The sequence below is a fragment of the Actinoplanes sp. NPDC023936 genome (assembly GCF_040639325.1).
Classification (GTDB): Bacteria; Actinomycetota; Actinomycetes; order Mycobacteriales; family Micromonosporaceae; genus Actinoplanes.
This window is the reverse complement of sequence record NZ_JBEZZR010000006.1, coordinates 145,853-171,609: the sequence shown is the minus strand read 5'-3', so window position 1 is coordinate 171,609 and position 25,757 is coordinate 145,853. Positions and strand designations below refer to the sequence as shown.

General features: G+C 69.3%; 28 protein-coding genes, 1 tRNA gene and 1 pseudogene. 15 read left to right on the top strand and 15 right to left on the bottom strand.

Translation table 11 applies throughout. The features are described 5' to 3' along the window. Positions 1-65 precede the first annotated feature (65 nt). The 4 genes from AB0F72_RS11140 to AB0F72_RS11125 all read left to right on the top strand — a co-directional run bounded on the left by AB0F72_RS11140 (position 66) and on the right by AB0F72_RS11125 (position 3,011). Complete coding sequence (locus AB0F72_RS11140) at positions 66-1,421, top strand: NAD(P)/FAD-dependent oxidoreductase (RefSeq protein WP_360428802.1); 1,356 nt, start codon at positions 66-68, stop codon at positions 1,419-1,421. Between the two features lie 48 nt (positions 1,422-1,469). Next, a tRNA-Leu gene (locus AB0F72_RS11135) sits at positions 1,470-1,552 on the top strand. Positions 1,553-1,772: 220 nt separating this feature from the next. Further along, on the top strand, positions 1,773-2,615 hold the full coding sequence (locus AB0F72_RS11130; protein WP_360428799.1) for a Bax inhibitor-1/YccA family protein: 843 nt from the start codon (positions 1,773-1,775) through the stop codon (positions 2,613-2,615). An 84-nt stretch (positions 2,616-2,699) separates the two neighbouring features. After that, positions 2,700-3,011: a hypothetical protein gene (locus AB0F72_RS11125; protein ID WP_360428797.1), complete on the top strand. Its 312-nt coding sequence runs from the start codon at positions 2,700-2,702 to the stop codon at positions 3,009-3,011. Between the two features lie 1,026 nt (positions 3,012-4,037). Here the strand turns inward: AB0F72_RS11125 and AB0F72_RS11120 are convergent. Genes AB0F72_RS11120 through AB0F72_RS11110 form a run of 3 tightly spaced genes read right to left on the bottom strand, consistent with a single transcriptional unit; the run spans position 4,038 to position 7,155 of the window. After that, positions 4,038-5,282, bottom strand: coding sequence for an acetyl-CoA C-acetyltransferase (locus tag AB0F72_RS11120; protein WP_360428794.1), 1,245 nt, complete (start codon positions 5,280-5,282; stop codon positions 4,038-4,040). 45 nt (positions 5,283-5,327) lie between these two features. Further along, positions 5,328-6,116 carry an SGNH/GDSL hydrolase family protein gene (locus AB0F72_RS11115; RefSeq protein ID WP_360428791.1) on the bottom strand — a complete coding sequence of 263 codons (789 nt, stop codon included), beginning with the start codon at positions 6,114-6,116 and terminating at the stop codon, positions 5,328-5,330. Between the two features lie 16 nt (positions 6,117-6,132). Continuing rightward, positions 6,133-7,155: an SGNH/GDSL hydrolase family protein gene (locus AB0F72_RS11110; protein ID WP_360428788.1), complete on the bottom strand. Its 1,023-nt coding sequence runs from the start codon at positions 7,153-7,155 to the stop codon at positions 6,133-6,135. Positions 7,156-7,289: 134 nt separating this feature from the next. Between AB0F72_RS11110 and AB0F72_RS11105 the strand changes: the two genes are divergently transcribed. The 4 genes from AB0F72_RS11105 to AB0F72_RS11090 all read left to right on the top strand — a co-directional run bounded on the left by AB0F72_RS11105 (position 7,290) and on the right by AB0F72_RS11090 (position 11,140). Next, positions 7,290-7,634 carry a YkvA family protein gene (locus tag AB0F72_RS11105; RefSeq protein ID WP_360428785.1) on the top strand — a complete coding sequence of 115 codons (345 nt, stop codon included), beginning with the start codon at positions 7,290-7,292 and terminating at the stop codon, positions 7,632-7,634. A gap of 3 nt (positions 7,635-7,637) precedes the next feature. Then, the gene (locus AB0F72_RS11100) at positions 7,638-8,996 is read left to right on the top strand and encodes a cystathionine beta-synthase (protein ID WP_360428782.1); all 1,359 of its coding nucleotides are present in this window, start codon (positions 7,638-7,640) and stop codon (positions 8,994-8,996) included. Positions 8,997-9,221: 225 nt separating this feature from the next. Continuing rightward, positions 9,222-9,512, top strand: a complete 291-nt coding sequence (locus tag AB0F72_RS11095; protein WP_360428779.1) for a hypothetical protein — start codon at positions 9,222-9,224, stop codon at positions 9,510-9,512. A gap of 1,037 nt (positions 9,513-10,549) precedes the next feature. Beyond that, positions 10,550-11,140, top strand: coding sequence for a hypothetical protein (locus AB0F72_RS11090; RefSeq protein WP_360428776.1), 591 nt, complete (start codon positions 10,550-10,552; stop codon positions 11,138-11,140). Here the strand turns inward: AB0F72_RS11090 and AB0F72_RS11085 are convergent. From AB0F72_RS11085 to AB0F72_RS11070, 4 genes are all read right to left on the bottom strand, one after another. Continuing rightward, a complete protein-coding gene (locus AB0F72_RS11085) occupies positions 11,109-11,627 on the bottom strand; it encodes a GNAT family N-acetyltransferase (protein ID WP_360428774.1) in 519 nt (172 codons plus the stop codon). The two genes, AB0F72_RS11090 and AB0F72_RS11085, sit on opposite strands and share 32 nt — an antisense overlap. A gap of 10 nt (positions 11,628-11,637) precedes the next feature. After that, a complete protein-coding gene (locus AB0F72_RS11080) occupies positions 11,638-12,543 on the bottom strand; it encodes a ribonuclease Z (RefSeq protein ID WP_360428771.1) in 906 nt (301 codons plus the stop codon). A gap of 279 nt (positions 12,544-12,822) precedes the next feature. Continuing rightward, complete coding sequence (gene ppk2 / locus AB0F72_RS11075) at positions 12,823-13,740, bottom strand: polyphosphate kinase 2 (protein ID WP_360428768.1); 918 nt, start codon at positions 13,738-13,740, stop codon at positions 12,823-12,825. Positions 13,741-13,820: 80 nt separating this feature from the next. Further along, positions 13,821-15,266 carry a CYTH and CHAD domain-containing protein gene (locus AB0F72_RS11070; RefSeq protein WP_360428765.1) on the bottom strand — a complete coding sequence of 482 codons (1,446 nt, stop codon included), beginning with the start codon at positions 15,264-15,266 and terminating at the stop codon, positions 13,821-13,823. Between the two features lie 101 nt (positions 15,267-15,367). Here AB0F72_RS11070 and AB0F72_RS11065 point away from each other — a divergent pair, with 101 nt between their 5' ends. After that, positions 15,368-15,544: a hypothetical protein gene (locus AB0F72_RS11065; protein WP_360428762.1), complete on the top strand. Its 177-nt coding sequence runs from the start codon at positions 15,368-15,370 to the stop codon at positions 15,542-15,544. Positions 15,545-15,548: 4 nt separating this feature from the next. Here AB0F72_RS11065 and AB0F72_RS11060 read toward each other — a convergent pair whose 3' ends face one another. Next, positions 15,549-15,863, bottom strand: a complete 315-nt coding sequence (locus AB0F72_RS11060; RefSeq protein ID WP_360428760.1) for a hypothetical protein — start codon at positions 15,861-15,863, stop codon at positions 15,549-15,551. Positions 15,864-16,049: 186 nt separating this feature from the next. Here AB0F72_RS11060 and AB0F72_RS11055 point away from each other — a divergent pair, with 186 nt between their 5' ends. Beyond that, positions 16,050-16,406 carry a VOC family protein gene (locus AB0F72_RS11055; RefSeq protein WP_360428757.1) on the top strand — a complete coding sequence of 119 codons (357 nt, stop codon included), beginning with the start codon at positions 16,050-16,052 and terminating at the stop codon, positions 16,404-16,406. A gap of 500 nt (positions 16,407-16,906) precedes the next feature. Here AB0F72_RS11055 and AB0F72_RS11050 read toward each other — a convergent pair. The 5 genes and pseudogenes from AB0F72_RS11050 to AB0F72_RS11030 form a co-directional block, all read right to left on the bottom strand. Then, a pseudogene (locus AB0F72_RS11050) lies at positions 16,907-17,008 on the bottom strand (peptide-methionine (S)-S-oxide reductase); the annotation flags it as partial. 22 nt (positions 17,009-17,030) lie between these two features. Further along, positions 17,031-17,684 (bottom strand): nucleotidyl transferase AbiEii/AbiGii toxin family protein, encoded by a 654-nt coding sequence (locus tag AB0F72_RS11045; protein WP_360428754.1) that lies wholly within the window; start codon positions 17,682-17,684, stop codon positions 17,031-17,033. A gap of 10 nt (positions 17,685-17,694) precedes the next feature. Then, the gene (locus AB0F72_RS11040; protein WP_360428752.1) at positions 17,695-18,045 is read right to left on the bottom strand and encodes a hypothetical protein; all 351 of its coding nucleotides are present in this window, start codon (positions 18,043-18,045) and stop codon (positions 17,695-17,697) included. 48 nt (positions 18,046-18,093) lie between these two features. Further along, positions 18,094-18,753, bottom strand: coding sequence for a peptide-methionine (S)-S-oxide reductase MsrA (msrA, locus tag AB0F72_RS11035; RefSeq protein ID WP_360428749.1), 660 nt, complete (start codon positions 18,751-18,753; stop codon positions 18,094-18,096). Between the two features lie 2 nt (positions 18,754-18,755). Next, entirely contained in the window at positions 18,756-19,202 is a 447-nt protein-coding gene (locus AB0F72_RS11030) for an HIT family protein (RefSeq protein ID WP_360428746.1), read from the bottom strand. A 24-nt stretch (positions 19,203-19,226) separates the two neighbouring features. Between AB0F72_RS11030 and AB0F72_RS11025 the strand changes: the two genes are divergently transcribed. Genes AB0F72_RS11025 through ilvA form a run of 3 tightly spaced genes read left to right on the top strand, consistent with a single transcriptional unit; the run spans position 19,227 to position 23,028 of the window. Next, positions 19,227-20,378 carry a cystathionine gamma-synthase gene (locus tag AB0F72_RS11025; RefSeq protein WP_360428743.1) on the top strand — a complete coding sequence of 384 codons (1,152 nt, stop codon included), beginning with the start codon at positions 19,227-19,229 and terminating at the stop codon, positions 20,376-20,378. A gap of 27 nt (positions 20,379-20,405) precedes the next feature. After that, a complete protein-coding gene (locus AB0F72_RS11020; protein WP_360428740.1) occupies positions 20,406-21,761 on the top strand; it encodes an amidase family protein in 1,356 nt (451 codons plus the stop codon). Between the two features lie 25 nt (positions 21,762-21,786). Next, on the top strand, positions 21,787-23,028 hold the full coding sequence (ilvA, locus tag AB0F72_RS11015; RefSeq protein WP_360428738.1) for a threonine ammonia-lyase: 1,242 nt from the start codon (positions 21,787-21,789) through the stop codon (positions 23,026-23,028). A 58-nt stretch (positions 23,029-23,086) separates the two neighbouring features. Here the strand turns inward: ilvA and greA are convergent, their stop codons facing one another. Together greA and AB0F72_RS11005 are read right to left on the bottom strand one after the other, a co-directional pair. Further along, entirely contained in the window at positions 23,087-23,581 is a 495-nt protein-coding gene (gene greA, locus AB0F72_RS11010; RefSeq protein ID WP_014440919.1) for a transcription elongation factor GreA, read from the bottom strand. Between the two features lie 159 nt (positions 23,582-23,740). Then, entirely contained in the window at positions 23,741-24,160 is a 420-nt protein-coding gene (locus AB0F72_RS11005) for a DUF4307 domain-containing protein (protein WP_360428734.1), read from the bottom strand. A 111-nt stretch (positions 24,161-24,271) separates the two neighbouring features. Between AB0F72_RS11005 and mca the strand changes: the two genes are divergently transcribed. Both mca and AB0F72_RS10995 read left to right on the top strand, forming a co-directional pair. After that, a complete protein-coding gene (gene mca, locus AB0F72_RS11000; protein WP_360428731.1) occupies positions 24,272-25,153 on the top strand; it encodes a mycothiol conjugate amidase Mca in 882 nt (293 codons plus the stop codon). A 77-nt stretch (positions 25,154-25,230) separates the two neighbouring features. Continuing rightward, positions 25,231-25,521 carry a hypothetical protein gene (locus AB0F72_RS10995; protein WP_360429300.1) on the top strand — a complete coding sequence of 97 codons (291 nt, stop codon included), beginning with the start codon at positions 25,231-25,233 and terminating at the stop codon, positions 25,519-25,521. The last annotated feature ends 236 nt before the right edge of the window (positions 25,522-25,757 follow it).

Below are 25,757 nucleotides of genomic sequence, written 5' to 3'. Positions count from 1 at the left end.
ACTTTCGCCGTTGCGATCGTCACAGAACAACGCATGAACAGCCCCTCGCGCGCGAGAATAGGGGCGTGAATCCACCGCGCATAGTCGTCGTTGGAGCAGGTCACGTCGGGCTGTACGCCGCCCTCCGCCTGTCCAAGAAGCTGAACCGGAACCGGGCCGAGATCGTCGTCATCGACCCTGTTCCGCACATGACTTATCAGCCGTTCCTGCCTGAGGCAGCGGCCGGTAACATCTCGCCGCGACACGCTGTGGTGCCGCTGCGCCGGGAGCTGAAGAAGTGCCGCATCGTCTCCGGTGAGGTCACGAAGCTCGAGCACGCCCGCAAGTCCGTCACGATCCAGCCGATCGACGGCCCCGCCTACGAGATGGAGTACGACCACATCATCGTGGCGCCCGGCTCGGTCTCGCGCACTCTGCCGATTCCCGGCCTGAGCGACATGGGCATCGGCCTCAAGACCATCGGTGAGGCCATCTACCTGCGCAACCACATCCTCGACCGCCTGGACGTCGCCGCCGTGACGCCGGACGAAGAGGTGCGCAAGGCGTCGCTGAACTTCGTGTTCGTCGGTGGCGGCTTCGCCGGCATCGAGGCGCTCGCCGAGATGCAGGACGTCGTGGCGGACGCGCTGAAGTACTACCCGGAGCTGGACCCGAAGGAGGTCCACTTCATCCTGGTCGAGGCCTCCAACCGGATCCTTCCCGAGGTCGGTCCGGAGATGGGCGCCTACACCGCCCGTCAGCTCGCCAAGCGCGGTATCGACCTGCGCCTGGAGACCTTCCTGAAGTCCTGCGTCGACGGTCAGATCGAGCTCTCCGACGGTGACTCGTTCCGTGCCGAGACGCTGGTCTGGACCGCGGGCGTCAAGCCGTCGCCGATGCTGCAGCACACCGACCTGCCGCTCGGCCCGCGCGGGCACATCAACTGCCTGCCCACCCTCCAGGTCGCCAGCGTCGAGACCGGCGAGGTGCTCGAGGGCGCCTGGGCCGCGGGCGACGCCGCCCAGGTCCCGGACCTGACGAACCCGGGTGGCTGGTGCTCGCCGAGCGCGCAGCACGCGGTCCGGCAGGCCACCGTGCTCGCCGACAACATCCGCCAGGTCATCCTCGGCGGGGCCCCGAAGGAGTACCGCCACAAGCACGTCGGCGGTGTCGCCGGCCTCGGCATCAACAAGGGTGTCGCGCACGTCTACGGCGTGAAGGTCAAGGGCTACCCGGCGTGGCTGATGCACCGCTTCTACCACGTCAGCCGGATCCCGTCGTTCAACCGCAAGGTGCGGGTGCTCGCCGACTGGGTGCTGGCCTTCATCCTCAAGCGCGAGACGGTGGCCCTCGGCCAGCTGCACCACCCGCGTGAGGAGTTCGTCGAGGTGACCCCGCCGGTCGCCCCGGCCACCGACAAGGTTTCCGCCGGCACTCGCTGAGGCCGTTGCCACCATCCGGGCGGCACCAGATACGGTGTTCGCAGGTCCGCCCGGGTGGTGGAATGGCAGACACGGCCGCCTTAAAAGCGGCTGCCTGACAAGGCGTGCGGGTTCGAGACCCGCCCCGGGCACGGCACGGTTGAGGGATGCTCCGCCTGGAGCATCCCTTTCGTCATTTCCAGGTACCGCCGCGTTTCGATGCGTGTCGTATCGTCGATTTCCGCTGGGATCATGTGCCTGACCATGTGTTCTCAGCCTGCTCACAGCGTCTGCGGGCGCGGTGGCGGCCGTTCACCCCGTACTCTGGAACGACAGGCATGATGCCTCGACCTCAAAGGGAGGCTGGAAACAGTGAAGACATCGAACCCGGTGCTTTCGCGCCTCGGCCAGGCGGCTGAGCGGGAGCGCGCGGCGGGGTACGGGCAGGCCCCAGGCCAGCCGGGATACGGCCAGCCGGGTTACGGTCAGCCGGCCTACGGTGCGCCTTACCCGACGGCGACGGGCGGCTACCCCGCCTCTCCGCCGGCCGTCCGGCCGATGACCGTCGACGACGTCGTGGTCAAGACCGTCACACTGCTCGGCATCACCGGCATCTCGGCGGTCGCCGCGTGGAACCTCATTCCCGCCTCGGCGACCGGCGCCGCGTGGATCGGCGCCGCCCTGGTCGGCCTCGTGCTCGGCCTGGTCATCTCGTTCATGCGGGTCGCGAACCCGGCTCTCGTCGTCACCTACGCGGTGGTCGAGGGCGTGTTCGTCGGCATGGTGAGCAAGTTCTTCGAGAGCTTTTACTCGGGGATCGTCATGCAGGCGGTGGTCGCCACCTTCGGCGTCTTCTTCCTGATGGCCGTGCTCTACCGTGCCAGGGTCATCCGCGCCACCCCGAAGTTCACCCGCGCGATCATCTCGATCATGGCGGGTCTCTTCGCGGTCATGCTGATCAACTTCGTGCTGGCGCTCTTCGGCGTCAACACCGGCCTGCGTGACAACGGCGCTATCGGCATCATCTTCAGCCTCGTCTGCATCGTTGTCGCGTCGCTGAGCTTCATCCTGAACTTCAACGAGGTCGAGGAGGGCGTGCGGATGGGTCTGCCGCAGCGCTACTCCTGGACCGCCGCGTTCGGGATCCTGGTCGGCCTCATCTGGCTCTACCTCGAGGTCCTCCGCCTGCTCAGCTTCCTGCAAGGCGACGACTGACAGTTCGTCCCGTCCTCACGAGCAACGCCCGGCCCGCCTCCCCGCGGACCGGGCGTTGTCCCGTTCCCCGGTACCCTTTGGCGAATGTCTGACTTAGCCGCCGCGATCGACCGCCTCCTCAACCAGGTCCGCCACTGGGAGGAACGCCGCTGGTCCCAGCCGGCCACCACCATCGGCCAGACACGCGCCCAGCTCATCCACGGCCTGGCCCAGCACCTGGCCGACCTGGGCGCCGAGGCGGAGAAGTCCCCGCCCCGCGAACTGCCCTACCTCCACCCCCTGGTCCTCCCCGACCAGCTCCGAGTCCTGGCCGACGACATCCTCACCGCCGGCCCACCCCCGGAACTGCTCACCCGAGCGGCGACCGCGGTAGAAGAGGCCCAAAAAACCCTCTGACTTTTCCGGGTACGCATTCCCGCAGTCCCCACCCGCACCGCAACCAGTCCCGCACACCCCGGCACTGACGATCCCGGCCCGGCGCGCCCCGCCGCCGCCCCCGGCGTTCCGCAGGCCCCCGAGCCGCTCCGGCGTTCCGCAGGCCCCCGAGCCGTCCCGCCGTTCCGCAGGCCCCCGAGCCGCTCCGGCGTTCCGCAGGCCCTGAGCCGCTCCGGCGTTCCGTAGGCCCCGAGCCGCCCCGCCGTTCCGCAGGGCCGAGCCGCCCTCGGTTCTGGCACGCCCCACCCCCGATCCGCCGTTGTCGCGTTTGCAGTACCTCCTCGCCGGATCCAGCCGTAGCGTGCGCAGGTAAAGCGGCCGGATGACCTGCGTGGTCTACGGCTCGTGGGTGCCAGCCGTAGCGCAGGCAGGTAAGACGGCCGGTTGACCTGGATGGGCTACGGCTCGTGGGTGCCAGCCGTAGCGCAGGCAGGTAAGACGGCCGGATGACCTGCGTGGTCTACGGCTCGTGGGTGCCAGCCGTAGCGCAGGCAGGTAAGACGGCCGGTTGACCTGCGTGGGCTACGGCTCGTGGGTGCCAGCCGTAGCGCAGGCAGGTAAGACGGCCGGTTGACCTGCGTGGTCTACGGCTCGCGGGGGTCAGCCGTAGCGCAGGCAGGTGAAGCGGCCGGATGACCTGGATGGGCTACGGCTCGGTGTCGCGAGCCGTAGCCAGGACAGGGAATGGCAGAGCTGTTTTACCTGCTTCAGCTACGGCTGGGAAGTGGGACCGCCCGCGGGCCGCGACCGGGTGGCGGGGCTGGCGGGCGTCCGAGCCGCCAGCGTCCGATGATGCGGTCGAGCCGCCGCCAACCGTCGTGCACCCGGTACTCGTCGAACAGCTCCGCAGCCCCGTCGAACACCCCACACCCGGGCCGCACCTCGACGATCTTCAAGCGCTATCCCCCCGTACCAAAGAAAAAAGGTCCCCACCGCCGCCTCGCGCGAGTGGAGGCGGCAGTGGGAACCGGCTGATGACGGTCCGGACTAGCTGAGGCGCTCGATGATCAGGGCCATGCCCTGGCCGCCGCCGACGCACATGGTCTCCAGGCCGATCGACTTGTCGTGCCAGTCGAGGGAGTTCAGCAGGGTGGTGGTGATGCGGGCGCCGGTCATGCCGAACGGGTGGCCGACCGCGATCGCGCCGCCGTTGACGTTGAGCTTCTCCAGCGGGATGCCGAGCTCCTTGTACGACGGGATGACCTGGGCCGCGAACGCCTCGTTGATCTCGAACAGGTCGACGTCGCTGATGCTCATGCCGGCCCGCTTCAGGGCCTGCTTGGACGCCTCGACCGGGCCGAGGCCCATGATCTCGGGGGAGAGGCCGGTGACGCCGGTGGAGATGATCCGGGCGAGCGGGGTGATGCCGAGCTCCCGGGCCTTCGTGTCGCTCATGATGACCAGCGCCGCGGCGCCGTCGTTGAGCGGGCAGCAGTTGCCGGCGGTGACCCGGCCGTCGGGGCGGAAGACCGGCTTGAGCTGGGAGACCGCGTCGATGGTGACGCCGGGGCGGGGGCCGTCGTCCTTCGACACGACGGTGCCGTCGGGGAGCGTCACCGGGGTGATCTCGCGCTCCCAGAAGCCGTTGGCGATGGCCTTCTCGGCGAGGTTCTGGCTGCGGACGCCGAACTCGTCCATCTCCTCACGGGTCACGTTCTTGACCTGGGCGAGGTTCTCGGCGGTGTAGCCCATCCCGATGTAGATGTCCGGCACGGCGCCGTCCTCGCGCGGGTCGTGCCAGGTGGTGCCGGCCTCGGCGGACCGCTTCGTGCGGGTCTGGGCCTCGTCGAAGAACGGGTTGGTCCAGGGACCGCCGACGAGGTCCTGCGCCTCGGACGGGAGGCCGTCGGACGAGCCACGGGCGAACCGGGACACCGTCTCCACGCCGGCGGAGATGAACACGTCACCCTCGCCTGCCTTGATCGCGTGGAACGCCATCCGGGTGGTCTGCAGCGACGAGGAGCAGTAGCGCGTGACGGTGGCGCCGGGCAGGCCGTCCAGGCCGAGCTTGGTGGCGATCACCCGGGCCTGGTTGAAACCCTGCTCGCCGCCGGGGAGCCCGCAGCCGAGGTAGAGGTCCTCGATGAGCGTGCGGTCCAGCTGCGGCACCTTGCTGAGAGCGGCATCGACGATCGTCGTGGCGAGATCGTCGGGCCGCAGGTCCTTGAGGGAACCCTTGTGGGCGCGTCCGATGGGGGAGCGGGCAGTGGCAACGATGACAGCTTCCGGCATGCCGCCAGTTTACTCACCGGTAACATGGTCGGAAGCGCGAATTTCTCACACCCCTGACATTGCCGCTTTTGCCACCGCTGGATACAAAGCGTGCGCCCACACCCGATAGCCGTCGGCGGAGGGGTGGAAGCCGTCGTAGCAGAGGGTCCCGGCGTCCGCGCGGAACACCGCGCCGGTCTCGCCGGCCAGGTCGACGACCACACCACCGGCCTCGGCGACCGCCCGCGCCTGCGCTTTCGCCATCCGGCGGCCGACCATGCCGGCGATCTGCCGCAGCGGCGGGGCGATCGAACGGGTCGCGCCCAGGTCGGGGCAGGTGCCGACGACGACCTGCACGCCCGCTGACCGCAGCCGGCGGACCGCCTGGCCGAGGTGGATCGCGGCCTCCTCGGGAATCCGGCCGGATGCCGCGTCGTACGCCCCGATCAGGACGACCGCGACGTCGGGCCGGTCACCGAGCAGCGCACGGGCCACCTGCGTACCCAGATCGCTGGACCGGGACCCGGCCACTCCGACGCTGCTGAGCAGCACGTGCCGCGGACCCGACTCCGGGGTGCCGTCGGCCAGCAGGCGGGCGAGCTGGCCGCCGACCGTGTCCGACAGCCACTCCACGCCGACGCCGACAGCTGCCGAGTCGCCGAGGAGCACCAGCCGCAGCGGCGTCGCTGTCGCCGGGCCCATCGAGGTGCGCAGCGCCAGGCCCATCGTCGGCTTCGCGTACCGGCGGGCCTTCGCGGCGAGCAGCTCACCGGCGATCAGGGCGACCCCGCCCACCGCGCCGGCCAGCAGGCCGGTGGCCGCGGCCCGGCCTACTTGTCTCGGCAGACCAGCCATGTCACGCCTCCCTGCATCAGCCGACTTGATGATCCTCTGGCGTATACCCTACGGCGGAAACCGGGTTGACCGTGCCCGCCCTCGATCCGAACCAGTGCCGCGGCTCGCCGAACCAGGGGTGCCGCCGCAGCTGCGCCCACCGCCCGGCCGGGCTGACCTCGGTACCCGGTGCCCGCACCGCCGCGACGGCGGCCTCGGGCAGGCTACGGACGCTTTCCGTGACCGGTGTCCGCTCGTCCTCGCCGAGCGCGGCCATCACGGTCGGCATCATCACCGCTGCCGCTCGGGCATACCCCTCGGCGGACGGATGGAACCGGTCCGAGCTGTACATCCGCACCGGATCCGCCTCGAACATCGGGCCGAGCAGGTTCCCGATCGAGACGGTCCGGCCGCCTTCCCGCACCACGGCGACCGTCTGCGCGGCGGCCAGCTGCCGGCTCCAGCGCCGGGCCAGCCACCGCAGCGGCGGCTTGATCGGCTGGATCGCGCCGAGGTCCGGGCAGGTGCCGACCACCACTTTGCAGCCGACCGCGCGCAGTCGGCGAACCGTGTCACCCAGATGACGGACCGCCGCGGGCCGCGCTGAGGCGTGCGTCACGTCGTTCCCGCCGATCAGGATGATCGCGAGGTCCGGTTGGTACTCCAGGGCCGCGTCCACCTGGTACGGCAGGCCGGACGACATCGAGCCGACCACGGCCAGCCGGTGCAGCCGGACCGGCCGGTGCAGGCGGCGCGAGATGCCGGTGGCGAAGAGGGCGCCGGGCGTCTCCCGGGGGCGGTGCACACCGTATCCGGCGGCCGACGAGTCACCGAGGATCACCAGATGCAGCGGGCGGCCGCCGAACTTCGCGCCGTACACCCCGTCACCGCGCGGCGGCGGGGCCTCGGCGAGCGGGATCACCCGGCGGGCGTCGGCGGCCTGGCGCAGGAGCAGACCGGCAGAGAAAGCTGTCACCCCGGCGAGGACGCCGGTCACCCGTCCGGCCCACTTGATCCGCCGCCAGCCGGTGGCGGAGAGGGTGAAATCGATGCTGCTCATGATTTCCTCCTCGAATGGCTCGGTGTTCCCGCCGTGATCGGCAGCGGAAGTGGGTACTTGAGGCTAACTCGCGATGGCGAGGGGCAATCATGGCGCGCTCAGGTCATGCTGGAGTGGCGGAGAGGGGAACAAAGATGGCCAAGACGTTGAAACGTGCGGCGGCGTTCACCGCGCTGGCCCGTGCTCTGACCGCCGGCGCCCGTGGCGGCCGGCCGCTCGGGGAGCGTCTCGCGGCGCTGCCCCGGATGATCCGGGCGACCACTCGTGGCGACTACGACGGCGGCATGCGGCTGGCGATGATGGCGGCCGCCACGCTCTATGTGGTGTCCCCGATCGACGCCGTTCCGGAAGCGTTCGTCTTCCTGTTCGGGCTGATCGACGACGCGGTCGCGGTCACCTGGCTGGCGGGTGCGGTGCTCGCCGAAACGGACCGCTTCCTGGAGTGGGAGCGGACGAACCCGCGCGTGGTCGTAAAGTGAAGCGTGCGCTATTACGACAACGTCGTCGAGATCATCGGTAACACTCCGCTGGTCCGGCTGAACAGCGTGACCGAAGGCATCAGCGCCACCGTGCTGGCCAAGGTCGAGTACTTGAACCCCGGCGGCTCGGTCAAGGACCGGATCGCGCTGCGGATGGTGGAGGACGCCGAGAAGGCCGGCCTCCTCAAGCCCGGCGGCACGATCGTCGAGCCGACCAGCGGCAACACCGGAGTCGGTCTGGCCCTCGTGGCCCAGCGACGGGGTTACAAGTGCGTCTTCGTCTGCCCCGACAAGGTCAGCGAAGACAAGCAGAACGTCCTGCGGGCGTACGGCGCCGAAGTGGTGGTCTGCCCGACCGCCGTGGCGCCGGAGGACCCGCGTTCCTACTACAACGTGTCGAACCGGCTGGCCACGGAGATCCCCGGGGCCTGGAAGCCGGATCAGTACAGCAACCCGGCGAACCCGCGCTCGCACTACGAGCAGACCGGCCCGGAGCTCTGGGAACAGACCGGGGGGAAGATCACCCACTTCGTGACGGGGGTGGGCACCGGCGGGACGATCACCGGCGTCGGGCGCTATCTCAAGGAGCAGGGCGACGTCCGGATCATCGGCGCCGACCCGGAGGGTTCCGTCTACTCCGGCGGGACCGGTCGTCCGTACCTCGTGGAGGGTGTCGGCGAGGACTTCTGGCCGAGCGCGTACGACACGAGCGTCACGGACGAGGTCATCGAGGTCAGCGACTCCGACTCGTTCGAGATGACCCGCCGGCTGGCCCGCGAGGAGGGCCTGCTGGTCGGCGGTTCGTGCGGGATGGCCGTGGTGGCAGCGCTCGAGGTGGCCCGCAAGGCCGGCCCGGACGACGTCGTCGTGGTGCTGCTGCCGGACGGCGGCCGCGGTTACCTGTCGAAGATCTTCAACGACAAGTGGATGGCACGGTACGGCTTCCTCCGTACCCAGGAAGCCACGCCGACCGTGGCGGACGCGCTCGCCGGCAAGGGCGCCGAGATCCCGAAGCTGGTCCACGTCCACCCGACGGAGACGGTCCGGGACGCGATCGACTACATGCGGGAGTACGGCGTCTCCCAGCTCCCGGTGCTGAAGGCCGAGCCGCCCGTCGTGACCGGCGAAGTGGCCGGCTCGATCTCGGAGAAGGCGCTGCTCGACGCGCTCTTCACCGGTCAGGCCCACCTGCACGACACGATCGAGAAGCACATGAGCGACGCCCTGCCGATGATCGGTGGCGGCGAGCCGGTGGCCGAGGCGGTGGCACTGCTGGAGAAGGCCGACGCCGCGATGGTCCTGGTGGACGGCAAGCCCGCCGGCGTGCTGACCCGGCAGGACCTGCTGGCTCACCTGAGCTAGCCGACCGCCGGTTCGATCATGAGCCGCTGCAGCGCCTGGGCAGCCTGCAGCGGCTTGCCACCCGGGAAACACCCATCGATGCCCGTCGCACACCCACCCATGGCGAACATGGACCGTTACGGATAGTCGCCACAATCGCACACTCAGTCCGACCAGCTGATGGCGCGCTGCGGTTGTATGTGTCGTGACGGAGCTATGAGCCACTCCCGGACGGAGGGGTAGGGAATGGTCGACGTCGATGAGGCGGCGCCCGCTGACATCGTGGACCGCCTTCTGTGGCGGGACGCGCAGCACTTACTCGGACGCCACACGGCGGCCGGCGGAGACGGCAACTGCGTCGGATGTGGATGGCGCTGGCCGTGCTCGGCCCGCCGGCTCGCCGAACGAGCCGACGCGGTGGCCCGCCGCCCCTGGCGCGAGGCGTGGACGCTGCGGCACGACCTGAACAGCATGCGCAGCGTGCCCGGCCGCGGACTCAACGTTCCGGCCGCGCACCGCTACAGGAGGGTTTTATGAAGGTCTAGACGTCGCCGAAGAGCTTGACCGTCCCCCGGCAAGCAACGCCTTCCCGGCCCGGCCGACGTCTTCCGGCGGTGACGCCGGGGCGCCCCGCCAGCGCTCCGGCATCCCGCGCCCAGGCCCGCCTCGAATCGGTTCCAGGATCAGCACGCCTCCGCTGATCCGCGCCTCCGGCCAGGCGCACCCGATTCCGGCGGGGCGGTGGGCGGGAGCACGTGATCACAGGTTCCCCCGCATTCATAGGTCACGTGCTCCCGCCTTTTCGCTTTCTCCGGGTACGCGCAACACCCGTCCCCACCAGCAGAACACCCGTCCCGCGGCACCCAACCCTGACGCCCCTTCCGCCGGCGCCGCCGGCCGCCGGCCCCGGCGTCCCCACACGCACGGTGGCTCGGTGTGGATGAGTGCACACGCAACGTCTCCGTGGGCCCTCACCTGTGCCAGAGCGGGGTTGTCGGCACACGGACGGCTACTGTGTGGCCTCATCCACGCCGGCGCGGGTTCTCGTGTGCCGCCGTCGGCGCTCGTAGGCGCATCGTGTGCCGCTGTCCGTGCTCGCGGGCGCATCGTGTGCCGCTGTCCGTGCTCGCGGGCGCATCGTGTGCGGCTGTCCGGTTTCGGGCAGTGATCACCGATGCGGCGGCACGAATCGCCGCGCCCGCGTTCTCGGCGCCGCCGGGCCGCCCTCGGTGGCCAAGACGGGTCGCTTACAACGGTGGAGCGTTGTGGCTTTGCGTCATTCTGCGGGGCCCAGGGCGTCCACGAGTTTCCGCACAGCGCCGGCTTTACCGCGAATGCCGGCACGGCAGGTGGCGATCAAGGCGCTTGAACGGCAACCCGTCACCGCCTGCGTGTGGATCTGAGGCTCCGGCTCGGAATCTCCATTGTTCGCGGTGACACGGCCTCGGTGAGCCGGTTTCTTCCAGTGCCTATTTTGACGACTGGCCGTCGTCAATCGCGCTGGTTAAAGTGAACCACCTGACGACCGCCTCGGAATAGGAAGAATTCTCATGAGATCGGTTATGCCGGCTATTGTGGCCGGCATCGCGGCGCTTCTCGGCGTCGTGATCGGTTCATGGCGTCAAGCGGGCCTGCAGCGCTCCCTCGCGCGGGCTGAGTTGATCCGGAGCTGGCAGAACGAGCGCCGCACTTCCTATCTCAATCTCCTGGTGGCGGACGACGAGTTCTATCGGAGCATCGTCGGAACGCTTCGGGACGCTCATCCGGAGTGGAACGTCAGCGACCCCCTTCAAGTCGGAAAAGATCAGATGTTCACGCCCCCGAGCCCGGAGGAGAGAGCGGAGATCATTGCGAAGTTCGACAAGATCTGGCGCGCCGGTCGAGCGGTCGAGCTTTATCACCTTGTCGATGATGATCTGCTGGCGTCAGCGAAAGCGCTTCTCCTGACGGATGCCGAGCTGATCGGTCTGGTGGCTTTCGACCTGACGTATTACCCGGAGAAGACGTCCGGCATCAGTAGTCAAGTGGCGACCATGCTCCAGAAACGCAGAGAAGCGATCGATCATTTCATGCACGTGGCAAGGCTGGCTCTCAACGTTCCCCCGAGCTTCGAGCCGGCGTCCCGCAACCGCGTCAGAGCGGGTGTGAGTAGCGGACGTGGGTGACCGGCTGGTCGTTGACCGTGTCGGCCCGGGTCGCGCCGTCCGGCGTCCAGCCTCCGCGCTCGTAGAAGCGCCTCGCCACCGTGTTGCCCTCCAGCACCCACAGGACGGCCCGGTCCACGCCATAACCCCGCAGTGCCCGCAGCGCGTCGATCATCAGCAGGCGGCCCACGCCCGTGCCCACCCGGGACGGGTCCAGGTGGATCGCGTAGAGCTCGGCTGCGCCCTCGGTCTCGCTCGGACCCACGTACGAGAAGCCGATCAGGTCGTCGCCGGCCAGGGCGACGGTCATCCGGTGGGTGTCGCGCTCCCAGCGCCAGCGTTCCACCCAGTAAGCGGCCATCATCTCGGCGCCGCGCGCGTCGAACGAGGCCGGGTCGACCAGGTGGGCGTAGGCGGCGGCCCGGGAACGGTGGTGCAGGGCGCCGACAGCGGGCAGATCGGCGTCGGCCGCCGGGCGCAGCGAGACGGTCATCCTCGGGAAGGGCACAGCGAGACGGTCATCCTTGAGAAAGTAGCCGAGGCGGGACCGGGACGCGCAGGAGGTCTTCGGCGATCACGATCGGTCCGGTGAACTCCTTGCGGGCCTCCTCCAGGAAGCGGGACGGGTCCTGGTAGCGCTGGGAGAAGTGGGTGAGGACCAGCGTGCGTACGCCCGACTCGCGGGCCACCGCGGCGGCCTGGCCGGCTGTCAGGTGACCGACCTGAGCGGCCATCGCGGCGTCCTCGGCCAGGAAGGTGGACTCGATGACCAGCATGTCGACGCGGTCGGCCAGGGCGTAGACGTTGTCGCACAGGCCGGTGTCCATCACGAAGGCGAAACTCTGGCCGGGGCGGACCGTGCTGACCTGGTCCAGCGTGACCCCTCCCAGGCGGCCGGTGCGCTGGAGGTCACCGACGGCCGGACCGCTGATGCCGTGCTGGGCCAGCAGCGCGGGCAGCATCCGCCGGGAATCCGGTTCGGTCAAGCGGTACCCGTACGCCTCGATGGAATGCCGGAGCGGCAGCGCCGTGAGGCGCCCCGCGGAGGTCTCCACCGCGAAGCCGGCGCTCACCGGCAGAGGCACGATCTCGGCGTTGTCCCAGTAGCTCGTGGCGTGCCGCAGCCTGTCGTAGAACTCCTGCCCACCGGCCGGGTAGTGGACCGCCACCGGATGCGGCACCCGGTCCAGCGAGACGCGCTGCAGGATGCCGGGCAGGCCGAGGCTGTGGTCGCCGTGGAAGTGGGTGACGCAGATGCGCTTGAGCGGGGTGACGGCCTGGCCGGCCAGCAGCATCTGACGCTGGGTGCCCTCGCCCGGGTCGAAGAGGATCACCTCGTCGTCCCAGCGGAGGAGGTAGCCGTTGTGGTTGCGATGCCGCGTCGGCACCTGGCTGGCGGTGCCGAGGACGACCAGCTCACGCATGTCAAAGCCCCCGCATATGAAGCGACCCCAGGGGACTTCCATGATCGCGAACGAACATGGTCCGGTCGGACAAGGCCGGATCCCCTGGGGTCGGGTGGCTGTCTGGTACTCGCCGGGCCGCTGCCACACGGTCTCGACGCTCAAACGAAGCTGTCAAGGACAGCGGCTAGCGGACAGCCACCTCACGAGTCCCGTTGCTATACAACTTCGGACCACCTCCCTTCACGTGTACGGCCACGTTATCCAAGGTCCACGCCAGCCGCCAACGCTTTTAAATCACTAGAGGCGCGGGAATACCCGGGGCGACATCTCGGTGCTCTCGACGACGAGCGAGGCGGGCCCGACGATCAGCGGGTCCGGGACTCCGACGATCTCCGGGTCCTTGCCCTCGTAGTCGAAGCGGTTGAGCACGTGGCGCATCGCGGCGAGCCGGGCGCGCTTCTTGTCGTTGCTCTTCACCACGGTCCACGGGGCGTCGGCGGTGTCCGTGTAGAAGAACATCGCCTCCTTCGCCTCGGTGTAGTCGTCCCACTTGTCCAGGGACTCCAGGTCCATCGGGGAGAGCTTCCACTGCCGGACCGGGTCGACCTGGCGGATCGCGAAGCGGGTCCGCTGCTCGCTCTGGGTCACCGAGAACCAGAACTTGACCAGGTGGATGCCGGACCGGACGAGCATCCGCTCCAGCTCCGGGGTCTGCCGCATGAACTCCAGGTACTCGGCGCGGCTGCAGAAGCCCATCACCCGTTCGACGCCGGCGCGGTTGTACCAGGACCGGTCGAAGAGCACGATCTCACCGGCGGACGGCAGGTGCTTGATGTACCGCTGGTAGTACCACTGGGTGCTCTCCCGCTCGTTCGGCTTCTCCAGGGCCACCACCCGGGAGCCGCGCGGGTTCAGGTGCTCCATGAAGCGCTTGATGGTGCCGCCCTTGCCGGCCGCGTCCCGCCCCTCGAAGAAGATCACCAGGCGTTCGCCGGTGTCCTTGCACCAGTTCTGCAGCTTCAGCAGCTCGATCTGGAGCAGGCGCTTGTCGTGGTCGTACTCCGCACGAGGTAGCCGCTCGTCGTACGGGTAGTCGTCCCGCCAGGTGTCGACCGGCGTCCCGTCGGCGTTCAGCAGGTACGGGTCGTCGTCCTCGTCGTCCACCACGCGGTAGCCGGTGAGTTCGGTGACCGGACCGTCGTACGGCTGCGTCATCGGTTCCTCCACATGTTCTTGATCAACATGCTCGGAATCGCTCTGCTCGTGATCAACGTGTTCCGGATGAACATCTGTGGTCATGTCTTCACCAGCCAACGCCGCACCTTCTTGCGCCGGGACGCCCGCACCAGCGCGGGCACCTCACGCAATGTCTCCTTACCCACTTGCTCCTGCCTGCCGTACAGCACGCCGAAATGAAAACTGTCCGGACCGATCTCGCGCAGGACCTCCCGGGCGATCGTGGAGTCCTGGTGGGCGCCGAGGCCGTCCTGCAGCGCGGTCAGCGCCTTCACCAGCTGCTTCGCCGGCTGGCCGTGCTCCGGCTGGATCACCTCGACGGCGTAGCGGGCCTTCTTGTAGGACTTGCGCGCCTCGTGCAGCTCCTCGTCGACCCCACTGGCGATCGCGGCGTCCAGCTCGTCGTCGGCCTTCTTCAAGACCTTTCGGGTACGTCGTGACGGGTCCCCGCCATCGTGCCCGGGGTTGTCCACCAGCGCGTCGATGGCGTCCAGCAGGTTCAGATAACGGTCCGAGTCGAGGGCTTCGGCCAGCTCATCACGGCCTTTCGCCACCCGATGCTCGAGCGCCGCCCGGATCCGCTCGGCGACCGGCTCGAACTCGGGACCCGACTCGTCCAGGCCGGCCAGCAGCTTGCCCTCCAGCACCTGCGGGTCGCGGACCGCGCCGAGCATCCCGGCCAGCCAGCGCAGCTCGTCACCGGCGCCGGTCTCCGGGAACCACCGCCGGTACGTCTTCAGGGTGCTGCGCAGCCGCCGGGTCGCGACGCGCATCTTGTGCACCGCTTCGGCGTCGCCACGGCGGGCCGCGGGGTCGTGTCCGATGATGGCGTCGCGCTGCTCACGGGCGTACCGGAAGACGGGGTTGACCTTGCCCTTGCCCTTGGTCTTGCCCTTGGCCGTGCGCTGCGCGGCGGAGAGCCGGCCGGCGAGCGCGCGGGAGACCTTGGACGGACCGGCGGCCGGGGTGGCGCCCGCGTCGAGCAGGACCTGCTCCACCGCGTCGAGAACCGCCACGTCACCGTCGACCAGCTCGACCTCGATCTCCTGCCAGGCGCTCTCGCCGTCATCGGACTCGGCGTTCACCCGGTCCTGCGCGATCAGGGCGAGCGTGCGGCCGTCCGCATCCCGCAGCGGCGTCTCCACCCGGCGGGTGCGCAGCCGGCACACCGGGGCGAGGGGCTGCTGCCGGACGATGCCGCGCACCAGGGGCAGCAACTCGCCCGGAACGGCGTCGCCCTCGTGCCCGGAAACCCGGTGCTCGGTACGCCCGGAACCGTCACCGGGCGTCTTCAGGTGCCAGCCGGCGTCGTGCCCGCCGGACCGCCGCCGAAGTGTCAGGCGATTTCTCATCAACCGGAGGTCTTCGGTGTCGAAGTAGGTGGCGTCAAGATCATGGGTTTCGGCGCCGTTCACGCCGGTGATGCCGGCCACCCCGGCCAGCTCGGGAAGTTCGAAGGTCTCAGGGACGTCGTACTTGCGCTCGGTCTCGGTGGCGATCTCCACGTGTCAATGGTGCCCCGTTGCGCGCTCCTGACACAGTCATGTCTCAGGTTGAGGTGTCATCGTGGGTCCCGGCCCGCTTCCCGGCTTGTGAGGAGAGCTGAGTGGACAAGCCCGAACGCCGTACCGTTTCCCTGGCCAAGTCGCTGAACGGCCTCCGCCTGATCGGCGCCGGAGCCGTTCTCGGCCTGGTACTCACCGTTCCCGCGTCCCCGGCCGCCGCCGACCCGCCCCGGCCGCTGCCCGGCCCGGTCGCCGAGCACGACACCGGCGACGAGTGAGAGATCACTGCTGGTTCCTGAGGTACTGGGCACGGGCGTAATTCGCGGTCGCCGCGCCGTAATACATGGTCGCCAGCGCCACGTGGAACGTGTTGTTGGTGATCGCGTTCTTGGCGCTCGCCGAGGCGGCCCAGCGGATCTCCGCATCCGTCTTGTTGATCCCGCGACGCGCGCAGCGCTGCCGGTTCATCTCCTTGCCGAGCTTCCAGCTCTCCAGGGCGATCTCGGCTTCGCGCATCATCGCCCGGGCCTGGTGAGTCATCGCTTCCGCCAGCTCCCAGGCGGCTCGCTCGTCCTCGTTCCGATACCGCGGTGACATGGTCGACCTCCCGCTAAGCCCACTGTTTCCGAGTGTGAGCGAGATGTCGGGACATGTCGATTTTTTTCGTTCGAGGGCGTGAATTTGCGGTCCGAAGCGTTCACGGCTTGCCCGCATGCCCCGCGCTCTGATCGGCGAGCTGGTTCGGGGCAGCGGAGGGCGTTGTTCCTCGGGCAGCATGACCGGGTGATCGGACGCTGGCACGGCCTCATCATCGACTGCCCCGACCCCGCCACGCTGGCCTCGTTCTACGAGCAGTTGCTGGGAATGCAGCGCGTTCAGGACGAGGGTGACTGGGTGGTGATCGGCGACGCCCCGGATCGGCCGGGTATCGCCTTTCAGCGGGTGGCCGACTTCCGGGCGCCGAGCTGGCCGGATCCCGCGCATCCTCAGCAGATGCATGTCGACGTCCGGGTGGAGAGCCTGGACGAGGGTGCGAAGCGGGTGGCGGAGCTGGGCGCGGTTCGGCTGGCCGGTGGGGGCGACACGTTCCGCGTCTTCGCCGATCCGGCCGGCCACCCGTTCTGCCTGGTCGCCTGGTGACGCGGCGGCCCCGCGGGTGCGGCGATTCGTACCGCCGCGTTGGTGATCATCGCCCGAAGCGGGACGGCGGCACACGATGCGCCCGCGGATCGCGGACGGCGGCACACGATGCGCCTGCGTATCGCGGACGGCGGCACATGATGCGCCTACGGACGGCGGACGGCCGACGGCTGACGGCTGACGGCTGCGCAAGATGCGTCTACGGAGCGCGGATGGCGGCACACGGGAACCCGCGCCGGCATGGATGAGGCCGCACAGTAGCCGTCCGTGTGACGACAACACCGCTCTGGCACAGGTGAAGGCACACGGAGCCGTTGCGTGTGCGCTCATCCACGCCGAGCCACCGGTCCAGCCCGCGAGTAACGCGCGCCACCGGTCCAGCCAGCGAGCCCGCGAGCCACCGGTCCAGCCCGCGAGCCACCGGTCCAGCCGGCGCTCCCGTCCGGGACGAACCGGGCCCGCTCCGCAGAGGTGAGAACGGGCCCGGGATCCGTGGCACGTCAGTTGGTGCGGGCCACGCCGATCGGGCAGGTCATGCCGTTGGGGCCGTGGTTGCAGTAGCCGTACGGGTTCTTCGCGTCGGACAGGTACTGCTGGTGCCAGCCGTTCAGGTCTGACGGCGCATCAGTCCTGCCGTAGCTCCTTCTGCCACTCGGCGAATCGCTGGCGCAAGCCTCGAACGAATACCGTGTCAACGCCGTAGGGAGCGAAGGCTGCGTCGCTGATCTGGTTCACCGCTCCCAGCACGTCGGCGAAGGTCGCGCGATCGAAACCCGGATCGGCGGCTTCCGTCAGCCGGAGGAGCTGATCGCTCGAATAGCGGCCACTGGCGAGGACGGTATCGATGTCGAGGAAGTCCCGGGCGAGCGCACGGCCGTAGAGCGCCGCCATCTTGTTGCCGACGGCGTCGTCCGGGTGCAGGACGGGACCGACGCTCAGGGTGACCGGTGGGTGGGCGCGCCAATCGGCTGCCAACTCCATCTTCTGTGGCTCCAGTTCCGGCTCGTCGGGCCGGGATACCAGCAGCCGAGCAAAGGTGTCCGCCCGAGCGTCGACGTGGACTACGAAGCCGTTCCGGATCAGAGCCTCGATGACGAGATCGGCCGCAGCGGGGAAGTCTGCGCGGCGCTGCCAGTCGGTGAACAGATCGACATCTCCGCTCGGCCGATCACCCATACCGTGCTCCCGAACGGCATAACCGCCGGCGAGCGCCAGCCCATAGTCGCCTCCGGCCGCGCGAAGGGCGATCTCGGCCAACTCGCGGTGACGGGGATCCATGCCGGCGACCTTACGCGGCGGGGACTCCCGAAACGCTTCGCCTGAGCTCGGGGAAGCGTTCTTCCCACGCGTGGCGCAGGTCCGGCGCGAGCCAGAGTGACGGCCAGAGCCGGGCGAGGGTCGCCTGATCGAGGAAAGCGTGCAAGTCGTCGGGCTTGGTCGCCTCGATCAGGACCGTGCGGTAGAGGTCGACGATCCGGCCGGGACTGTCTAGGTCGTAGTCGGCCGCGCCGGACCAGTCGAGGTGACGCGGCAAGGTCACGACACCCGTGGTCCGCCCGTGGAGCAGCGTGAGGTCGTCCGCGACGACGATCGGCTTGGCGTATCGGCGCATGACAGGGGTCACCTCCTCCACGTTCATCGTGACACGTGGCGGGCGCAGAGCAGCGCCCGCTAGCGTTCGCCGAGGTCAGTTGGTGCGGGCAACCCCGATCGGGCAGGTCATGCCGTTGGGGCCGTGGTTGCAGTATCCGTACGGGTTCTTCGCGTCGGACAGGTACTGCTGGTGGTAGTCCTCGGCGTAGTAGTACCGCGTGAGCGGCTTGATCTCCGTCGTGATGCGGCCGTGGCCGGCTGCCGTCACCACCGGCTGGAAGGCCTCCAGCGACGCCTGAGCCGTCGCCGCCTGAGCCTCCGTCGTGGTGTAGATCGCCGACCGGTACTGGGTGCCCACGTCGTTGCCCTGGCGCATGCCCTGGGTCGGGTCGTGGTTCTCCCAGAACGCCTTCAGCAGGTCCTCGTACGAAACGCGGGCGGGGTCGTAGACGACCTGGACCACCTCGGTGTGCCCGGTCGTGCCGGAGCAGGTCTCCTCGTAGGTGGGGTTGGCGGTGAAGCCTCCGGCGTAGCCGACCGAGGTCGAGTGGATCCCGGGAATTCGCCAGAAGATGCGCTCGGCGCCCCAGAAACAGCCCATTCCGAAGACGGCCAGCTCGTACCCGGCCGGCCACGGGCCCGTCAGCGGGGTTCCGAGCACGGTGTGCGCCGGGGCGACCTGGATCTCGGCGTCGCGGCCGGGCGGGGCGGTCTCGGCGGTGGGCAGGTCGAGCTTCTTGTACCGCAGGAACACGGTCACTCCCTTCGTCCAGCTTCTGCAACGCTGAGGGACCGATATTCATTACCGATTCTGGCGGCGAAGTCAGCGGCCTCGGCCTCGCTCGCGTACTTGTGCCGGGGCCAGAAGAATCCGCGCAGGCCGTCGCCCTTGGTGCGGGGCACGACGTGGGTGTGCAGGTGCGGCACCGACTGGGAGACGATGTTGTTCTCCGCGACGAAGGTGCCCTGTGAGCCGAGCGCGCGCGGGACGGCGGCGGCGATCTGCTGCACGAAGGCGAAATAGCCCGGCAGAAGATCGGCGGGGAGTGCGACGAGCTCGACGATGTGCGGGCGCGGGATCACCAGAACATGACCCTTGAACACCGGTCGGATGTCGAGGAACGCCATGCCGGCGGGCGACGAGGCCACGACGAACGCCGGGACGGTCCCCGCCACAATGCCACAGAACACGCAGTCGGCCACCTGGTGAGACTAGCCTTGCGCAACATGACGGCAAATGAGTACGGGTTCGACACCCTCGCCATCCACGCCGGCCAGGAGCCGGATCCGCGGACCGGCGCGGTGGTGCCGCCCATCTACCAGACCAGCACGTACGCACAGGACGCCGTCGGCGCCCCACGCCTGGGGTACGAGTACAGCCGCTCGTCCAACCCGACCCGCGATTCGCTGCAGGAGTGCCTGGCGGCGATCGAGGGCGGCCGGCGCGGGCTCGCGTTCGCGAGCGGCCTGGCGGCCGAGGACACCCTTCTGCGTACGGTGTGCCGGCCGGGCGATCACGTGGTCATCCCGAACGACGCGTACGGCGGCACGTTCCGGCTCTTCTCCAAGGTGGCCGAGCGGTGGGGTCTGGACTGGACCGCGGTGCCGCTGGACGACCTGGACGCGGTGCGCGCCGCGTTCCGGCCCGGCCACACCCGGCTGATCTGGGCCGAGACGCCGACCAACCCGCTGCTCAACATCGCTGACATCCCGGCGCTGGCCGGGCTGGCCCACGAGTACGACGCGATGCTCGCGGTGGACAACACGTTCGCCTCGCCGTACCTGCAGCAGCCGCTCGCCCTCGGCGCCGACGTGGTGATCCACTCGACGACCAAGTACATCGGCGGGCACTCCGACGTGGTGGGTGGCGCGCTGATCACCGCGGACGCCGGGCTCGGCGACGAGCTGGCCTTCCATCAGAACGCGATGGGTGGCGTCAACGGTCCCTTCGACGCCTGGCTGACCCTCCGGGGGATCAAGACCCTGGGGGTACGGATGGACCGGCACTGTGACAACGCGGAGCGGATCGCCGGCTACCTGAGCGAGCACAAGGCCGTGGCGCAGGTCCTCTACCCGGGGCTGGAGAGCCACCCCGGTCACGAGACCGCGGCCAAGCAGATGAGCCGGTTCGGCGGCATGGTCTCGTTCCGCGCGGCGGGCGGCCCGGAGAAGGCGATCGAGATCTGCAACCGGGCGAAGCTCTTCGTGCTCGCCGAGTCGCTGGGCGGCGTCGAATCGCTCATCGAGCACCCGGGACAGATGACACATCTGTCGGCTGCGGGCTCAGCGCTTGAGGTTCCCGCCGATCTCGTGAGACTGTCTGTCGGCATCGAAACCGTTGACGATCTGCTCGCCGACCTCGAGCAGGCGCTGGGTTAAAGAGACCGACGCTGGAGAATCTGCGCGATGACGACGACCTGGGTGGGAGCGACCGCCAAACAGATCGCCCGTGCGGTGCGCCGCGGCGACGCGAGCGCCACCCAGGTCGTGGCCGACCATTTGGAGCAGATCGCCATCTCCGATCCGGAGCTCGGCGCTTTCCGGGTGGTCCGCGACGTCGAGGCGATCACCGAGGCGGAGAAGGTCGACGACCAGGAGGACCTGGTCAACCTGCCGCTGGCCGGGGTGCCGGTGGCGGTCAAGGAGAACACCGCGGTGGCGGGGCTTCCGACGTGGCACGGCAGCGCGGCCGCCCGTACCCCCGAAGTCGCTGAAGAGGACCACGAAGTGGTCCGCAGGTTGCGCGGAGCCGGCGCCGTCGTGGTCGGGGTGACCAAGATGCCGGAGATGGGTCTCTGGGCGGCGACCGACGACGACACCGGCGTCACCCGCAACCCTTGGGACCTGGAGCGGACGCCCGGCGGGTCGTCCGGCGGCGCGGCCGCGGCGGTCGCGGCCGGACTGGTGCCGATCGCGCAGGGCAACGACGGCCTCGGCTCGATCCGGATCCCGGCGGCCTGCTGCGGCCTGGTCGGGCTCAAGCCGGGCCGGGGCGTCGTGCCGGTGGACTTCGGTGACAAGGACTGGTTCGGCCTGGTGGAGAACGGCGTGCTGACCAGCACGGTGGCCGACGCCGTGCTCGGCTTCTCGGTGCTGGCCGGGCTGACCCCGCAGAAACTGGTGGAGCCGAGCCGGCTGCGTGTCGGTGTGTCGCTGCGGTCGCCGATCGCCGGCGTGAAACCGGACGAGCCGAACGTCGGCGCCGTCACGACTGCCTCGAAACTGCTCACCCAGGCCGGCCACGACACGGTCGCCGCCGACCCGAAGTACCCGACCGGGGTGGCGATCGGCGTGCTGGCCACCTGGTTCGCCGGGGCGTACCGGAACTCCGAGGGGCTGCCGGTGGAGCGGCTACAGGCCCGGACCCGGCGGCACATCACGCTCGGCAAGGCGGCGATGCGGGCCGGCCTGGTCCGTCAGTCGCATCGGGACGCGTGGCGGGAGCGGGCCATCCGGTTCTTCGCCGACAACTCCATCGACCTGCTGCTCACCCCGGCGCTGGCCGGCGTGCCGCCGCTCGCGGTGCAGTACTCGTCGATCCCGTGGTGGAAGAACATGCAGGCGAACACGAACTACGCGCCGTACCAGGCCCCCTGGAACTACTCCGGGCTGCCGGCGATCGTGGTGCCGGTCGGCTCCCGGCCGGACGGGCTGCCGCTCGCGGTCCAGTTGGTCGGCCCGCCGGACTCGGAGATGCTGCTGCTCTCGGTGGCCGGTCAGTTCGAACTGCAGAACCCGTGGCAGCGGCAGAACCTGGTCTGAGGCGCTAGTGGCACGATTGGTGCCCATGACCGCACCACTGGATCTGCTCTCCCTCGCCGACGTCGAGGCCGCCCGTGACCTGCTGGCCGGGGTGGCCAAGACGACGCCGCTGATCACCTCCCGGCCGCTCACCGAGATCACCGGGGTGCCGATCTGGCTCAAGTGCGAGAACCAGCAGCGCGCCGGGTCGTACAAGGTGCGGGGCGCGTACACCCGGATCGCCCGTCTCTCCGCGGAGGAGCGGGCCCGCGGCGTGGTCGCCGCCTCGGCCGGCAACCACGCGCAGGGTGTGGCTCTCGCGGCGGGCCTGCTCGGCATCCGGGCCACGGTCTTCATGCCGGAGGGCGCGCCGCTGCCCAAGGTCAGCGCCACCAAGGGGTACGGCGCGGCCGTCGAGTACGCCGGGACCAGCGTGGACGACGCGCTGGAAGCGGCACACGAATTCGCTCGCAGCACCGGGGCGGTCCTGATCCACCCGTTCGACCACCCGGACGTGATCGCCGGGCAGGGCACTGTGGCGCTGGAGATCCTGGAGCAGTGCCCGGACGCCACCACGATCATCACGGCGGTCGGCGGCGGCGGTCTGATCTCCGGGCTGGCGGTGGCGGCCAAGGCGGTGCGGCCGGACATCCGGATCATCGGGGTGCAGGCCAGCGGCGCGGCCGCGTACCCTCCCTCGCTCGCCGCCGGAGCGCCGCAGAAGCTGGCGGCCTGCGCCACGATCGCGGACGGCATCGCCGTCCTGCGCCCCGGCGACCTCACGTTCGCGCATGTCGAGAAGCTCGTCGACGAGGTCGTCACGGTCACCGACGAGGACCTGTCGGCCGCGCTGCTGATCCTGCTGGAACGCCACAAGACGGTGGTGGAGCCGGCCGGGGCGGCCGCTGTCGCCGCCCTGTTGACCGGCGCCTACGTGCCGCCGCGCGGTGGCCCGGCGGTGGCGATCCTCTCCGGTGGCAACATCGACCCGATGCTGCTGCTCCGGGTGATCGAGCACGGCCTGGCGTCGGCCGGCCGTTTCCTCCGGCTCGCGGTGCGCTGCACCGACCGGCCGGGTCAGCTGGCCCGGCTGCTGAGCGAGATCGCCGAACACCGGGCGAACATCGTCGACGTGTCGCACTCCCGCCAGAGCCCTCGCCTCAGCTTCGGCGAGGTCGAGGTGGCCCTCTCGGTGGAGACCCGCGGCCCGTCCCACTCGTCCACCCTGATCGCCGCGCTCCGCGACGCCGGTTACCGAGTGGCCCTGCTGGCCGACGCCACCCCCTGAGAAGCAGAACGGGCTCGCGGCGGGCAATCCCCGCGGCGAGCCCGTCCAGAAGCGCTTCCTAGCCTTCGAAGGCGCCGAACTTGACGACGGTGACCTTGATGTCGGCGCCGCTGGGGGCCGTGTAGGTCACCGTCTGGCCGGTCCGCGCGCCCAGGATCGCCTTGCCGAGCGCCGACTCCGGGCTGTACACGGTGAGGTCGGTCGTGGAGGAGATCTCCCGGGAGCCGAGCAGGAAGGTCTCGGTGTCGGCCTGGTCGTCGTCGAAGTAGATCGTCACGACCGAGCCGGGGGTGACCGAGTCGGCCACCTGGACCTCGCCGACCTCGGAGTTGCGCAGGAACTCCTTCAAGTACAGGATCCGGCCTTCCTGCCGGCTCTGCTCCTCGCGGGCGGCGTGGTAGCCGCCGTTCTCGCGAAGGTCGCCCTCCTCGCGCCGAGCGTTGATCTCCGCCGCTATCGCCGGCCGGTTCGCGATCAACTCGTCGAGCTCGGCCTGCAGCCGGTCGTGAGCGTCCTGGGAGAGCCAGGTCTTCGGCGCCTCGGAACTGGACACGGTCGATCTCCTTGCTGACTGGACATTGTTCAGAGCATGGGGGCAGGGTCAGAGCAGGCCGCTGAAAGAGGCATGCTCAACGCAGCGAATCACCAAGCTTACCAGCGGTATGCGCCCCACCCGGACTGCGAAAGGTGGCCGGAAACGGCAGGGGGCCGGTCAGCCGGCGGCCCGGCAGCCCATCACGTCGCCCACCGAAGCCCGGGCCGTGGTCGGCACCGACTCGCTGATCTCGACCGACCCGCCACCGGGACGGCCCTGCACGTCGACCTGCCGGCGGCCGACCTCGAAGCCGTCGTAGTCGCGGGCGCGCAGCATGCAGGTCGCGGTGCCGTCCTCGGGCACCAGGACGCGGAACTGGATCACCATCTCGGTGTCGGTCGGATCGTTCCAGCCGATGATCTGCGGGTCGTAGTCGCCCTCGCCGAACTTCCGGTAGAGCTGCACGGTGAGACCCAGGATGACGATCGCGGACAGCGCGATGGCGAGGATCGGCACCCACCGGGAGCGGTTCCCCTCACGGCGCCGGCCGTAGCGGCCCGGCGGGAAGACCGGCGTTGTGGCGTGCGTCTCGCTCACCTGACGACCTCTCGTGCGTTTGTTGTCGGTGGGATCGGCCAGAATGGCAGGGTCCATCTTCGCAGCCGATCCCGGGCCGCCGTCGGCAGGCCTGGTCGAGAGGGAATTCACGTGGCCGAGCAGTTGCGCCTGATGACCGTGCACGCCCACCCCGACGACGAGTCGAGCAAGGGCGCTGCCACCATGGCGAAATATGTCGCCGAGGGAGTTCAGGTCCTCGTCGCGACCTGTACCGGTGGGGAGCGCGGCAGCGTGCTCAACCCGAAGATGGATCGGCCCGAGGTGCTGGCCGACATCGCCAACATCCGGCGCGACGAGATGACCAAGGCGCGTGAGATCCTCGGCGTCGACCAGGCGTGGCTCGGCTTCGTCGACTCCGGCCTGCCCGAGGGCGACCCGCTGCCCCCGCTGCCCGAGGGCTGTTTCGGCCTGCAGGACCCGCAGGAGGCGGCCAAGCCGCTGATCAAGCTGATCCGCGAATTCCGGCCGCACGTCATGACGACGTATGACGAGAACGGCGGCTACCCGCACCCGGACCACATCATGTGCCACAAGATCTCGGTGGTGGCGTTCGAGGCGGCCGGCGACCCGGAGCGGTTCCCGGAACTGGGCGAGCCGTGGCAGCCGTTGAAGCTGTACTACAACTCCGGCTGGACCCGGGCGCGGATGCTCGCGCTGCACGAGGGGATGCTGGCGGCGGGACTCGAATCGCCGTACACGGAGTGGCTGGAGAAATCGTCGGAGCGGCAGGACCGCGGCGAAAAGATCACCACTCGGATCGAGTGCGGGGAGTACTTCGGGATTCGCGATGACGCGCTGCGCGCCCACGCCACCCAGGTCGACCCGGACGGGTTCTGGTTCAAGATCCCGCTGGAGCTGCAGCAGAAGGTGTGGCCGACCGAGGACTTCGAGCTCGCCCGCTCGCTGGTGGACAGCCCGATTCCGGAGTCCGACCTGTTCGCGGGCATCCGGGAGAAGGTCGCGACGCACTGAGGCAGTACGCTGAGGGCGTGGACGTCTTCGCTGTCAACAACTTCGGTGACACCCGTTCGGGCGGCTTGGCCGGTCCGATGGGTTTGTTCCTCATCGTCCTCATGTGTGTCGCCACGGTTCTGCTGATCCGCAACATGAACAAGCGGATCCGTCGGCTTCCCGACAGTTTTTCGGACACCGCCGAGCGCGATCGTGTGGCAGAGATCGCCCGGCTCGACGCCGATGCTCAGCGTCCGGGCGCCGCGGCGGGGTCCGATGTCGAAGCGGATCGATCCGCTGCTCCGGTGACCATGGAGGAACCCGAGGTGACGGGCGTGGCCGAGGAGAAACGCGACGCCACCCCGGGTGGCGGAGCGGACCGCGCCTGACGGTGCGGGCACCCCTCGTACCCGTGGTGGCTCCCCTCCGGGAGAGCTGAGTGCCGCCGTCTCGGGTCCGTCAAGCCCTGTTGCGTTCATCGGTATTGATTTAGCCTTCCGCCCGGGGGCCACACGGCCCCTGGACCCTGCGCGGAAGGGGGCGCCGAGATGACACCTTTCCGGCGCGAATTCTCCGCACAGCATCTGCACGTGCAGATAACTGTGCACGTGCACGACGGGGCTTC